Below are 12,066 nucleotides of genomic sequence, written 5' to 3'. Positions count from 1 at the left end.
GCGTCTCCGGCGGCGGCGGCGTGGCGGCGAGGACGGCGAGGGGCTCATCGCTCAGGCCGGGGTCAGCTCCACACGCCGACGAGGACCTGCTCGAGCTCGTCGCGGAACACCTGGATGGGGCGGTAGCCGTCGATCCGCTCCAGCGCCTGGCCGCGGTGGAAGAGCAGGAGGGTCGGCACCGTCATCACCGCGAAGAGGGCGGCGGTCTGGGGGTTGGCGTCGACGTCCAGCTTCGCGACCACCACCCGTCCCGCATACTCCTCGGCCAGCACCTCCAGGCTCGGGGCCAGGGCCTTGCAGGTCGCGTTCCATGCGGCCCAGAACTCGACGAGCGCGGGGATCGGCGACTCGATCACGCGCTCCCGGAAATTGCCGTCGGTGAGGGTCAGCGGCTTCGCCATGTCGGAAGCATATCGAGGGAAGCAGGTGGCTCCGCGCCATGTCCCCCGGGAGGTGGCCGTTAAACGTGTGCATGACGTGGACGCCGCGACCCTGACGATGGACATTCCGGCGCAGCAGGCGGAGGCGTCCTCGGAGGCATCCTTCGAGGCGTTCTTCGAGGAGAGCTGCCAGCGGATCGTGGGCATCGTCGCCGTCGCCACCGGCGACGTCGCCGCCGCCGAGGACGCCGTCCAGGACGCCTACGCCCGGGCGCTGACCCGCTGGGGGCGGGTCTCCCGCCTCGACCGGCCCGATCTCTGGGTGGCCCGGGTGGCCACCCGGCTGGCGATCGACGCCTGGCGGCGCCACCGCCGCGAGACCCCGCTCGAGGCGGAGATGCGCGCCGCGGTCCTCGACGACATCGACCGCCTCTGGGTGCGCTGGGGCCTGGAGGGGCTGAGCCCGATGCAGCGCATGGCCGTGGTCCTCCGCCATGTCGAGGGCCGCCCCGTCGGCGAGGTCGCGGCCGCCGCCTCGATCTCGCCGGAGACGGTGAAGACCCACCTCAAGCGCGCCACCCGCCGGCTCCGCGAGCTGCTCGGGGAGTCGAGATGAGCGACCTCCGCAACCAGGTCGACGACATCGGGCGGCGGATCTGGCCCGACCCGCCCGCGGCGCTGCGGGGGATGCACTCGCGGCGCCGGCGCCGGTGGCTGAGCCCGTTCCAGCCCCGCCGGCCCCAGCTCGCGATGCGCTGGCTACCGGTGCTCGCCGCGGTGGCGACGGTGGCCATCTTCGTCGCCCTCGCCGGAGGCCGGCCGGCGATGGAGCGCACCGAGGGCCAGGGCCGCCACGCCGTCCACCCCACGCCGCTGCCCTCGTCGGGGTCCCTCGACAGCCGGGCCGCCGAGGTGCCGCCGCCCGGCCGGGCGATCGCGGTGCCGCCCGCGGGCCGTCCCGGCCCGGCGTCACCGCCGGCCGCCACCCCGGCGCCCGCGGTCGCCGCCGGGGGCTCGTCCGGCTCGCCGGCGCGCCCGCCCTCGAGCGGCGGGGTGGTCACGGTGACCCTCACCGAGGCCGACTCCGGCCGGACGATCACGGTGGCCCCGGGCACCCGCATCGTGGTCGCCCTGCAGGGCGCCGCCCACCGCCAGTGGAGCGCGCCGCGCACCCTCGACCCGCGGGTGGTGAGCGCCGCCGACTCCGGCCGCGACGCCGGCGGCGGCGCCCACGGCACCTTCCTCGCCGCCCACTCCGGGCACACCCGGCTGATGGCCGGGCAGAGCGGGTGCCACGGCCCGCTCTGCCTGATCGCCTCGACCGCGGCCTGGCAGGTGCACGTCGTCGTCGGCTGAGCCGCCGCCGCCCGCCGCCCTCAGGCGGCCAGCAGCGGCCGCAGGTCGCCGGACGCGGGGTCGCCGGCGCGGCCGAGGTAGCCGACGCCGTAGGCCTCCTCGAGGGCGCGCAACATCCCGAAGTGGTCGCCCGCGGTGGTCAGCCGCCGCTGGCCCGCCGCGGTCACCACGATGGTCGCGATCCGTCCGCCGGCGGCGCCGCCGCAGCAGCCGTTGTTGCTGCCGCCCTCGTCCCAGGTGACCACCACCGAGCCGCCCTGGCGGTACCAGCTCGAGCCGGTGACCATCTGCATCTCGCCGCGCAGCCAGTTGTCGGCGGTGGCGTTGCCGCAGTCGTGGCCGTCGTTGCACATGTTGGGGGTGACGAACAGGAAGGGCGGGGCGGTGCCCGCCTGGAGGTCGCCGCCCAGCTGGCTGTGGGGCACCACCCGGGCGCACTGGCCGGGGCTGCCGGTGATCGAGCTGAAGTACACGAAGGGGTCGTGCTTCTTGGCGTACTTCCCGCTCGAGGCGCCGCCGAAGCAGGGGGCGGGCATGTCCTCCATGTACGCCTTCCAGCCGACGCCTCGACCGGCGAGCTGGTCGACGAGGGTGGGGCCGGCGAAGCTGTAGCCGGTGCCGTCGTCGTGCACCCCCTGGTCGCTGCCCGAGATCATCCCCAGGTAGTTGGGGAGGCTGGGATGGCTGATCCCGTACCAGTTGGTCGCCTGCCCGTAGGCGTTCGCCAGCGAGTTGATGTACGGCGCGTCGGGCTGGCCCAGCACCGAGCTGGCCTCGCGGTTCTCCATGACGATGACCATGATGTGCGGCGGTCCCGCGACCGTCGCGGGGGCGGCCGTGGTCGCGGCCGGGGTGGCGGCGCCGGGCGCGGACGGCAGGCTGGGAACGACGATCGCCGGCGAGGAGCTGGCCGCGTCCCGGGTCGGCGCCGGCGGGGCGGCCGCCGGACTCCCGCAGCCGGAGACGCTGACCAGGGCGGCGAGCGCGGCGAGCGAGGCGACGCGGACGGTTCGGTTCATGATCCCCCCAGAATGTTGACGGCACGGGCCGCCACCACCGCGACGGTGAGCAGTGAGGCGAGCGACTGCACCGCCATCAGCCCCTTCGCCATCGCCGTGAGCGGCATCGTGTCGGTCGGGCTGAAGGCGGTGGCGTTGGTGAAAGCCACGTATGCGTAGTCGACGAAGCTGGGCGACCACCGCGGCGGCGCCGCCTCCGGCGTGACCATCTGCGGAAACAGGAAGTCGGGCTCGCGGTGCTGCGGGTGGGTGCGATCTCCGGGCCCGCCGCGGTCGAGCTCCCAGTACCAGAGGGCGAAGACCAGCACGTTGGTGAGCCAGATCTGGACCGAGAAGATGATCAGCGACCGGCCATCGGCCTTGGTGCCGGTGACCAGGAGGTCGATCAGCCGCACCAGCGACACCACGTTGGCGGCGTTGATCACCGCGATGACCGCGAGGGAGAGCCACCGGCCCACCCGCTCCTCACGGTCCCGCATCGGAGACGTCAGGGTGAGGAAGAGGAGCAGGGCGCCCTCGCCGGCGGGGATCAGCCAGGCCGGTCCCACGGTCAGCCTCGCGGGCAGGGTCAGGTACAGGAGGAGCGCCGCCAGGGCGGCGAGCGAGGCCGGCCAGCGCGGCTCTGCATGGCACGCGACGCCCCACGCGGCGCGCTCGTCGGTGGTCTCGCCGGACACGGCTCCCCCTTGATCGGTCCCTTCCGCCCGACAGCATATGCTGGCGGGCGCCGCGGTGGACGGCGTGAACAGCAGGAGGAGTTGTGATGGCGGTCTCGAGCGGGCACCAGTGGGCGACGGCGGAGGAGCTCGCCCCCTACAACCTCCTCGAGGGCATCCTCGCCCGCACCGTGCACGGAGAGCGGCTCAGCTTCGCCGTGATCGACCTCGCACCGTCGCTGCAGATGCCCGAGCACCGGCACCACCAGGAGCAGCTCGGCGTGGTGGTGCGCGGCGAGCTCACCCTCACCATCGATGGCGACAGCCGGCTCCGCCGCCCCGGCGACCTCTGGGTCATCCCCAGCGGGCTCCCGCACTCGGTGGTCGTCGGCCCCGAGGGCTGCACCGCGGTGGAGGCCTTCTCGCCGCCCCGCGACGACTGGGAGGCGGCGCCCCGCCACCAGGCCCAGCCGGGCGACTGGCCGGAGCCGACCTCCGCTGACTGAGCCGGAGGACTGGGCCCGGCGCTGAGGGCGTCAGCCGCCGGTGAAGATGTGATGAAGGGCGACGGCGGCGAGGCCCAGGCCGCCGCTCAGCGCCAGGGCGGAGATCACCGTGCCGCCGTGACGGCGGAGGCGGCGGACCCGCGACTCCGGCGCCCCGGCGCGGAAGTCGATCTCGACCAGCCCCTCGCCCACCCAGCGGGCCAGCGGCCGTCTCGGAACGTCCACCTCCCTCTGCGGGGAGCCCATGACGCTCACACCACACCTTCCCCGATCCATTCCCAAACCCTCACCTGAGGATACGCTGCGGGCGGCCCGTGTGACAGCCCGGTGATGACCGAGCGACAGGACGCCCACCGAACCGACCGATCGCCGCGGTGCCCTTACGGTTCGGGGCATGAACGATTCCGCCCTGGCAGTGTCGGCCCCGCGGGAGGAGCTCGTCGAGCAGCTGCTCGAGCTCCAGGCCCGGATGCGACAGCGCGTCGACTCGGTGCTCCCGCGCGGCCTCTGCGCGACCATGTCCACCGAGCTGAGCGGCGTCACCCTCCACCAGCTCGAGGTGCTCCGCACCCTGGCCGGTCGCGGCCGGGTGACGATGCACGAGCTCGCCGCACTCCTCGGGGTCGGTCCCAGCAGCGCCACCCAGCTGGTCGACCGGCTGATCAGCCGCGGACTGGTGCAGCGGCACACCGACCCCGGGGACCGCCGCCGGGTCTGGATCGTCGCCACCTCCCAGGCCGAGGAGGTCACCACGCGGTTCAGCGAGCTCAAGCGCGAGATCGTGCGCAGCCTCGCCAGCGGCCTCAGCGACGGCGAGCTCGCCACCTTCACCGGCCTGCTGGCCAAGCTCACCGACGGCCCCCTCCGGTGAAGCGGATCTTCGGCGGGATCGGCCGGTTCTCGGTGCGCTTCCGGTACCCGGTGGTGGTGCTCTGGCTCGCGGTCACGGTGCTGAGCGTGCACCTCTTCCCCTCGCTGGCGAGCGTGTCGAAGGACACCAACGGCGGCTTCCTGCCCGCCGACACCGCGAGCATGAGAGCCGCCGAGCTGGCCAAGCCCTTCCTGAACTCGAGCTACGCCTCCGCGATCGTGGTGGCGAGCACTCGCAGCGGCGCGCTCAGCGCCACCGACCAGGCCGCGATCCTCCGCCTGGAGCAGCGCGTCCCCACGCTCGCGAACGACCTCACGGTGCGCGACCTCGGCGCCTCGCCGGACGGAGCGGTGCGCCAGGCGCTGATCCAGACCCGCCTCGCCCCCTACGACGGGTCCGGCGACGGCAGCCGGCTGGTCGGCACCATCCGCGCGACGCTGGCCACCGCCTCGGCCTCCGACCACCTCACCTACAACCTGACCGGCGAGCTGCCGACGGTGGTCGACACCCAGAAGGGCGCCAGCTCGTCGACGAGCAGCACCCAGGGGCTCTCGATGCTCCTCATCGTGGTGCTGCTGCTGGTCGCCTTCCGGGCGCTGCTGGCGCCGCTGCTCACCCTCGCCCCCGCGGTGATGGTGCTGCTGCTCGCCAGCCCGGTGATCGCCGCCGCCACCCGCCTCGGGGTGCAGGTCTCGAGCATCACCCAGGTGGTGCTGGTGGTGCTGCTGCTCGGCGCCGGCACCGACTACGGGCTGTTCCTGGTGTTCCGCGTCCGCGAGGAGCTGCGCCGCGGGCTGGCCCCGAAGGACGCGGTGGTGCGCGCGGTGAGCACCGTCGGCGAGTCGATCACCTTCAGCGCGCTCACCGTCATCGCCGCCCTGATGAGCCTGGTGCTGGCCCGCTTCGGCCTCTACCAGAGCCTCGGACCAGCCCTGGCGATCGGCATCGCACTGATGCTCCTCGCCGGGCTCACCCTGCTGCCTGCCATCCTCGCGATCTTCGGCCGGGCGGTCTTCTGGCCGAGCCGCACCCGCCTGGTCGAGAACCCGAAGACCGGGCTCTACGGCCGCATCGCCGCGGGCGTGACCCGCCGGCCGCTGGCCGTCGCCGCGGTCGGCGTGCTCGGATTCGCCGCCCTCGCCGCGGGGTCGCTGTCGGCGTCCACCGCCGGCTTCGCCGATCAGTCGACCGGCCCCGCGGGCAGCGATTCGGCGGCCGGCACCGCGGTGCTCGCCGCCCACCTCCCGGCTCCGCCCAATCCGTCCGATGTCCTTCTCCACTTCCCCCAGCCGGTGTGGAGCAGCCTGGCCGCGGTCGACGAGGCGCAGCGGCAGCTCGAGGCCAGCGGCCGGGTCGGCGCCGTCACCGGTCCGCTCGACCTGGGGCTCAGTGCCGCGCAGATCGTCCGCATCCATGCGCTCACCGGCAGCGACCCGCAGCAGCTGGCGGCGACCGCGGCCCCGCCCGCGGGCGTGACCACGGCCGAGCTCAACAGCTACCGCCGTCTCGGCCAGTACGTCGCCGGCGGCGGCCGCACCGTCGAGCTCTCGGCGGCCACGCTCCACGGCGACACCTCGTCGCCGGCGGCGCTCGCCGCCGTGCCCGGCCTGCGCGACACCGTGACCGCGATCGCGCGGCGGGTGGGCGCTGTCGACAGCGGCGTCTTCAGCCTCACCGCCTTCGCCTACGACGTCAGCCACCTCGCCCACGACGACCTCTCCATGGTCATCCCCATCGTGGCGGTGCTGATCGCGATGCTGCTGGCGCTGGTGATGCGCAGCCTGGTGGCGCCGCTCTACCTGGTGGTGAGCGTGCTGCTCTCCTACCTCGCCGCGCTCGGCGCCGTCGCCATCGTCTTCGTCCACATCGGTGGCTCGCAGGGCATCAACTTCGTGCTGCCCTTCCTGATGTTCGTCTTCCTGATGGCGCTCGGATCGGACTACAACATCCTGGTGATGACGCGCATCCGCGAGGAGGCGCACCACGTTCCGCTGGCCGAGGCGGTGCGACGCGCGGTCGGCGCCACCGGGACCACGGTGACCACCGCCGGCGTCATCCTCGGCGGCACCTTCGCGGTTCTGGCCATCAGTGCCGGCAACGCGGCCGGCTCCGACCAGATCCGCCAGATCGGCTATGGCATCGCCGCGGGCGTGCTCATGGACACCTTCCTGATCCGCACCGTGCTGGTGCCGGCGGTGGTGACCCTGCTCGGCCGCTGGAACTGGTGGCCGTCGCCGCTCTTCCGCCGCGCCGCCGGCGCCCAGACGCCCGCGACCGACGCCGCCGCGACCGCCGGCGACCACACCGAGGCGGCCTGACCATGTCCACGCCCCAAGGAGATCCTCCCATGGCCACGTCCGTGCGTCCGCCCGCCGCCGTCCCGGTGCAGATCTCGCACCGCGCCCGGATGGCGGTGCTCGGCGCCACCCTCCTCGGTCTGTTCCTCGCGTCGCTCGACCAGACCATCGTGGGCACGGCGCTGCCGCGCATCGTCACCGACCTGCACGGCGACAGCCTGTACACCTGGGTGGTCACCGTCTACCTGCTCACCTCGACGATCACCGGGCCGATCTACGGCAGGCTCTCCGACGCCTACGGTCGCAAGCCGCTGCTGCTGACCGGCATCGCGCTCTTCCTGGTCGGCTCGGCGCTGAGCGGCCTGTCCCAGAACATGACTCAGCTGATCGCCTTCCGGGCCCTCCAGGGCATCGGCGCCGGCGCGCTCTTCCCGATCTCGCTGGCGGTGATCGGCGACCTCTTCAGCCCCCGCGAGCGGGGCCGCTACCAGGGCCTGTTCGGCGCGGTGTTCGGGATCAGCTTCGTCGCCGGCCCCTTCATCGGCGGCTTCCTCACCGACCACGTCAGCTGGCACTGGGTGTTCTACGTCAACCTCCCCATCGGCGTCGCCGCGCTGGCGATCATCGCCGCGGTGCTGCCGACGGTGCGCCGCAGCGCGGGCTCGTGGCGGGACATCGACTTCCTCGGCATCACCCTCTTCAGCGCCGGCGTGGTGCCGCTGCTCATCGGCCTCTCCAACAAGGGCCAGGCCGGCGCCAGCGGCGTCCTGCCCGACTGGACCAGCCCCGGCGTCGGCGGCCTGATCCTCCTCGGTGCGGTGGTGCTCGCCGGCTTCGTGATCGTCGAGGGTCGTGCCCGCGAGCCGATCATGCCGCTCGACCTCTTCCGCGACCGCACCTACTCCGCCTCGCAGGCAGCGGTGTTCCTCATCTCCGTCGCGATGTTCACCGCGGTGATCTTCCTGCCCCGCTATTACCAGGCGGTGCGCGGGGTGAGCGCCACCGGCTCCGGGTACGAGACCTGGCCGCTGCTGGTCGGGCTCATCGGCGGCAGCATGGCGGGCGGCATCCTGATCAGCAGGACCGGCCACTACCGCTGGCTGCTCACCGGCTCGGCGGTGTTCCTGGTCGCCGGCGCGGCGCTGATGACCCGGCTGGACGCGACCACCGGCAGCCCGGCGCTCTGGGCGTGGATGCTCGTCTTCGGGCTCGGCGTCGGACCGTCGCTGAGCGGCTTCACCGTGGTGGTGCAGAACTGCGTGACCCCGAACCGCATCGGCGTCGCCACCAGCACCCTGACCTTCTTCCGGCAGGTGGGCGGCTCGGTGGGCCTGGCCGCGGCCGGCACCCTCTTCAGCGCCGGCTTCGCCAGCCGGCTGCCGGGCGCGCTCGGCGCCCAGGGCGTGCCCGCGAGCGCGGCCGCGCACCTCGCCGGCAACAGCGGCGGCCTCACCGCGGTCGGCGACCTCGGCGGCCAGATCTCCGCCGCGCTGCCCGCGTCGCAGCAGGGGCTGGTGGCGCGGATCGTCGCCGGCATCCACGACGCCTTCGCGGCCTCGGTGGCCGAGCTGTTCTGGCTCTCCCTCGCCGCCGCCGCGCTGGCGCTGGTGGCGATCGTCATCCTCCGCGAGGTGCCGCTGCGCGGCGGCCGCAGCGACCGGGCGAGCGACGACGGCGACCTGGTGGCGGTGGCGTAGGCCCCGAGCTACGATCCGCCGATGAGCGACACCCTGGCCGCCTACACCACCGCGCTCGACGGCTTCGAGCGGGTGCTCCGCGCCGTGCCCGCGGACCGCTGGGAGAGCGCCTCCCCCTGCGCGGAGTGGGTGGCGGTCGACATCGCCGGCCACGTCATCGGTGGGGTGCGGATGGTGGGCATGCTCGCGTCCGGGACCGCGCTCCCGGCCGAGCGTCCCGGCAACCGCGAGCTCGCCGGCGACCGGCCGGTGGCCGGCTGGGTGGCGGCGCGCGCGGCCACCACCGCGGCGCTGACCCCGGAGGCGCTCGACCGGGTCGTCCCCGGCCCGATCGGCGACATGCCCCTGATGATCATGCTCGAGCAGTTCATGACCGGCGAGGTGCTGGTGCACACCTGGGACCTGGCCCGCGCCGCCGGGGTCGACGTCGAGCTCGACCCGGCGCTGGTCGAGGACACCCTCACCCGCTGGCGGGCGATCGACGGCGGGGGGATGCGCTCCCCCCGGGTGTTCGGGCCCGAGCTGCCGGCGCCCGAGGGCGCCGCCCGCCAGGAGCAGCTGATGGCCTTCCTCGGACGGCGGGTCTGAGCGGCTGAAACCGGCGCTGCCGCAGGGGTAGAGTCCGGTGCCGTGCAACGCGTCCTCAGCGGCCTCGTCCTGACCCTCCTCGGCGGCGCCGTCGCGGCCTGCGGGTCGAGCGGGGGCACCGCGGCGGCCACCGGCACGCCGGCGGCGACCGCGACCGCGAGCGCCAGCCCGGCGAGCAAGGTGATCCGCACCCAGCTGGGCCAGGGCACGATGACCGACCCGCTCCACATCACGGTGGCGCCGCCGAGCCAGCTCACCGTGCAGACGGTGACCATCGAACCCGGCGGCGTGGCCCCCTGGCACACCCACCCGGGCTTCGAGAACACCGTGGTCGCCGCCGGCCAGCTCACCCTGACGGTCGCCAGCGACCCGGGTTGCGCGCCCCGTCACCTCGGGCCGGGCCAGGCGTTCGACGTGCCCGCCAACACCGCGCACACCGCCCGCAACGACGGCACCGAGGCGGTGAGGCTGGTGGTGACCTACCTGGGCTCGCCGGTGGGCTCCACCCTGGTCAATCCCGTGCCCCGTCCGGCGGGCTGCACCGGCTGAGGCTCAGACCCGGGCGGTGACCACCGTGCTGTTCTCGTCGTAGATCGACTCGAGCCGCGGGTCCATCGCGGGCGGCTCGTCGAGGATCGACCGCCAGAAGGTGAGGTACGCCTGCTCGTGGAGCTGGCCCATGCGCACCGTGATCTGGTTGGGGTACAGGCGTGAGAACGACGTCCAGTCGGAGATGATCAGGTCGTACTCGGCGAGCCGCTGGCGGTGCAGCGCGATCTGCTCCTCGGCGAGCCGGCGGATCCGCGCCGGGTCGGTGAGCCCGGCGAAGACCAGCTTGAGCAGGCCGAGGTCGCGCACCTCGTGCTGCTCGTGCACCGGGCTGTCGAACCACTGGCGCAGCACCTCGCGACCCGCCTCGGTGAGCGAGTACAGCTTGCGCCGGCGGCCGTGCCCCTCCACGATCTCCTCGAGCAGGCCCAGCTTGGCGAGCCGCGCCGGCTCGACGTAGAGCTGGGAGTGGGGGAAGTCCCAGAACCAGGACACGCCCTGCTTGGCGAGCTGCTTGAGCTGGTACGGGGTCACCCTCCCCAGCCGCGCCGCGTAGCCGAGCACCAGGAAGGCGCTCGGCCCCAGCGCCAGCTGGCGGGTCCCCCCACTGCCGTCCTTCACGGTCACTCTCGTCGACCTGTACACGCAGCGCCACCCCGTACCACCGGCCACCGGACCGTCATTCCGCGACGGTCCAGAGCCGATGATACGGGGCGCGTCCCGCGCTGCGCCTCAGGCGCGAGAGAACCAGTGGTTGACCGCGGTGCGGTGCGGCCAGAGCATCGCGCCGCGCACGCTGATCCGCATCAGCCGGTCGACCACCATCGGCAGGTGGACGGTCTCGACGTACCAGGCGTAGTTCCAGCGGCGGTAGCCGGCCAGCGCCCTGGCGACCGCGGGATACGGGTCCTGGCCGCGGAGCACCGCCTCGGCGGCGATGGTGGCGCCGATGGTGCCGCCGGTCATGCCATCCGCGTAGTAGGCGGCGACGAACGGGGTGCAGGCGCGGCGCAGCTCGAGGGTGCCGGGCGCCGAGCCCTTCGGGGCACGCGGCGGCGGCGCGGGCACGAAGGCGCGACCGGTGGTCTCGTCGGGGTCGACCGGGTCGAGGCCCATCAGCTCACCGAGGCCGAGGGTCTCCTCGACGAGGATGTCGAGCTCGCGCTCCTTGTCGAACGGCTTCCTGAGCCGCAGCGGCCGGGCCATGATCCCGTACCAGGTCGCCTCCGGGGAGAGCGGGTCCGAGAACGGGGTGTAGTAGCCGACGTCGATGGCGCCCTCGCGGTTCACCAGCGGCGCGTAGGTGGTCCTGGGTTCGAGCGGACCGCGGACGCCGCCCGGCCTCTCCTTGAACGGCATCTGCGCGGCGACGACGCCCGCGGTGGGCGTGTAGGTCTCGTTGCCGAGCAGCCCGCCGTTGGTGGTGACGTTGACGATCAGCGGGCGCCGGCCGGTGGCGAGCGAGCGGGCGTGCTCCAGCGAGGTCACCGGCTCCTGCTTCTCGATGATCCCGTCCTGGAAGGCGAGCTCCCTGATCGCCAGGGCGGTGCGGGAGTTGCGGAAGCCGTACATGCCGGGACGCTTCTTGCCGTGCCTGCCGCCCTGCCAGGGCTCGACCCGGGTGGCCCGCCAGCTGCCCTGGCCGTCCTTGTAGGCCATCGACGCGGTCTGCCGGAAGGCGACCGGCTGGTCGGCCCGGTGAGAGCCCGCGCACTGCCGCACCACCGCGTCCGTCGACGTGTTCAGCGCGTAGGCGAGGAAGTCGGCGGAGGCGGCGCGGAGGGAGACGCCCGCCTTGAGCCGGCGGTCCTCCCTGGCGGGCGGGCCGGCGAGGACGACGTTGCCGGCGAACTCGGGACTGCGGGCCAGCCGGGCCGCGAAGGTGTGGGCGGTGATGCCGAGGCCGCCGACGATCACCACCGAGTCGTAGAGCGGCGTCCGCCGCTCGCCCACCAGCTTGTCGATGGTCTCGTTGACGTACTGGAACCGGGTCCGGTCCGCGCCGGTGGGGACGTACGGCTCCGGCACCGCGCGGGCCTGCGCACCCTGCTGCCTCTCGACGTGCAGATCGGTCGCCATCGCCAGGTGTCCCTCCAACAGTTCGGTGACGATGGTGCAGCCTACATGATCGAGATCGACGCTGCAAG

The 12,066-nt window shown here is 73.5% G+C and carries 14 protein-coding genes; 8 read left to right on the top strand and 6 right to left on the bottom strand.

Translation table 11 applies throughout. The annotated features are described in order from the left end of the window. Positions 1-62: 62 nt before the first annotated feature. Positions 63-401, bottom strand: a complete 339-nt coding sequence (locus VGL20_16065; GenBank protein HEY2705197.1) for a thioredoxin domain-containing protein — start codon at positions 399-401, stop codon at positions 63-65. Between the two features lie 76 nt (positions 402-477). Here VGL20_16065 and VGL20_16060 point away from each other — a divergent pair, with 76 nt between their 5' ends. Both VGL20_16060 and VGL20_16055 read left to right on the top strand, forming a co-directional pair. After that, positions 478-996, top strand: a complete 519-nt coding sequence (locus VGL20_16060) for a sigma-70 family RNA polymerase sigma factor (GenBank protein HEY2705196.1) — start codon at positions 478-480, stop codon at positions 994-996. Further along, positions 993-1,736: a hypothetical protein gene (locus tag VGL20_16055; protein HEY2705195.1), complete on the top strand. Its 744-nt coding sequence runs from the start codon at positions 993-995 to the stop codon at positions 1,734-1,736. The genes VGL20_16060 and VGL20_16055 overlap by 4 nt, the downstream gene beginning before the upstream one ends. Before the next feature lie 20 nt (positions 1,737-1,756). Here the strand turns inward: VGL20_16055 and VGL20_16050 are convergent, their stop codons facing one another. Further along, positions 1,757-2,755, bottom strand: coding sequence for an alkaline phosphatase family protein (locus VGL20_16050; protein HEY2705194.1), 999 nt, complete (start codon positions 2,753-2,755; stop codon positions 1,757-1,759). Then, the gene (locus VGL20_16045; GenBank protein HEY2705193.1) at positions 2,752-3,432 is read right to left on the bottom strand and encodes a hypothetical protein; all 681 of its coding nucleotides are present in this window, start codon (positions 3,430-3,432) and stop codon (positions 2,752-2,754) included. The genes VGL20_16050 and VGL20_16045 overlap by 4 nt, the downstream gene beginning before the upstream one ends. A gap of 86 nt (positions 3,433-3,518) precedes the next feature. On the opposite strand from VGL20_16045, the gene VGL20_16040 reads away from it, so the two are divergent. Beyond that, positions 3,519-3,917, top strand: a complete 399-nt coding sequence (locus VGL20_16040) for a cupin domain-containing protein (protein ID HEY2705192.1) — start codon at positions 3,519-3,521, stop codon at positions 3,915-3,917. Between the two features lie 30 nt (positions 3,918-3,947). Here VGL20_16040 and VGL20_16035 read toward each other — a convergent pair whose 3' ends face one another. Continuing rightward, a complete protein-coding gene (locus VGL20_16035; GenBank protein ID HEY2705191.1) occupies positions 3,948-4,142 on the bottom strand; it encodes a hypothetical protein in 195 nt (64 codons plus the stop codon). Between the two features lie 169 nt (positions 4,143-4,311). Between VGL20_16035 and VGL20_16030 the strand changes: the two genes are divergently transcribed. Genes VGL20_16030 through VGL20_16010 form a run of 5 tightly spaced genes read left to right on the top strand, consistent with a single transcriptional unit; the run spans position 4,312 to position 9,919 of the window. Beyond that, on the top strand, positions 4,312-4,788 hold the full coding sequence (locus VGL20_16030) for a MarR family transcriptional regulator (protein ID HEY2705190.1): 477 nt from the start codon (positions 4,312-4,314) through the stop codon (positions 4,786-4,788). Continuing rightward, on the top strand, positions 4,785-7,106 hold the full coding sequence (locus tag VGL20_16025; protein HEY2705189.1) for an MMPL family transporter: 2,322 nt from the start codon (positions 4,785-4,787) through the stop codon (positions 7,104-7,106). Before VGL20_16030 ends, VGL20_16025 begins: the two co-directional genes overlap by 4 nt. Before the next feature lie 29 nt (positions 7,107-7,135). Continuing rightward, positions 7,136-8,782 (top strand): MDR family MFS transporter, encoded by a 1,647-nt coding sequence (locus tag VGL20_16020; GenBank protein ID HEY2705188.1) that lies wholly within the window; start codon positions 7,136-7,138, stop codon positions 8,780-8,782. A 21-nt stretch (positions 8,783-8,803) separates the two neighbouring features. Beyond that, positions 8,804-9,370, top strand: coding sequence for a TIGR03086 family metal-binding protein (locus VGL20_16015; protein HEY2705187.1), 567 nt, complete (start codon positions 8,804-8,806; stop codon positions 9,368-9,370). 42 nt (positions 9,371-9,412) lie between these two features. After that, positions 9,413-9,919, top strand: coding sequence for a cupin domain-containing protein (locus VGL20_16010; GenBank protein ID HEY2705186.1), 507 nt, complete (start codon positions 9,413-9,415; stop codon positions 9,917-9,919). A 3-nt stretch (positions 9,920-9,922) separates the two neighbouring features. Here the strand turns inward: VGL20_16010 and VGL20_16005 are convergent, their stop codons facing one another. Continuing rightward, the gene (locus tag VGL20_16005; GenBank protein HEY2705185.1) at positions 9,923-10,546 is read right to left on the bottom strand and encodes a PadR family transcriptional regulator; all 624 of its coding nucleotides are present in this window, start codon (positions 10,544-10,546) and stop codon (positions 9,923-9,925) included. Positions 10,547-10,651: 105 nt separating this feature from the next. After that, on the bottom strand, positions 10,652-12,066 hold a 1,415-nt coding region (locus VGL20_16000), incomplete at its 5' end, for a hypothetical protein (GenBank protein HEY2705184.1).

It is taken from the genome of Candidatus Dormiibacterota bacterium, assembly GCA_036495095.1.
Taxonomy (GTDB): Bacteria; Chloroflexota; Dormibacteria; order Aeolococcales; family Aeolococcaceae; genus CF-96.
This window is presented reverse-complemented; position numbering and strand designations above follow the sequence as displayed.

Excerpts from the sequence above, each read along its gene's own strand:
- VGL20_16065 (HEY2705197.1), bottom strand. The coding sequence starts at position 401 with ATGGCGAAGCCGCTGACCCTCACCGACGGCAATTTCCGGGAGCGCGTG.
- VGL20_16055 (HEY2705195.1), top strand. The coding sequence starts at position 993 with ATGAGCGACCTCCGCAACCAGGTCGACGACATCGGGCGGCGGATCTGG.
- VGL20_16050 (HEY2705194.1), bottom strand. The coding sequence starts at position 2,755 with ATGAACCGAACCGTCCGCGTCGCCTCGCTCGCCGCGCTCGCCGCCCTG.
- VGL20_16040 (HEY2705192.1), top strand. The coding sequence starts at position 3,519 with ATGGCGGTCTCGAGCGGGCACCAGTGGGCGACGGCGGAGGAGCTCGCC.
- VGL20_16030 (HEY2705190.1), top strand. The coding sequence starts at position 4,312 with ATGAACGATTCCGCCCTGGCAGTGTCGGCCCCGCGGGAGGAGCTCGTC.
- VGL20_16020 (HEY2705188.1), top strand. The coding sequence starts at position 7,136 with ATGGCCACGTCCGTGCGTCCGCCCGCCGCCGTCCCGGTGCAGATCTCG.
- VGL20_16015 (HEY2705187.1), top strand. The coding sequence starts at position 8,804 with ATGAGCGACACCCTGGCCGCCTACACCACCGCGCTCGACGGCTTCGAG.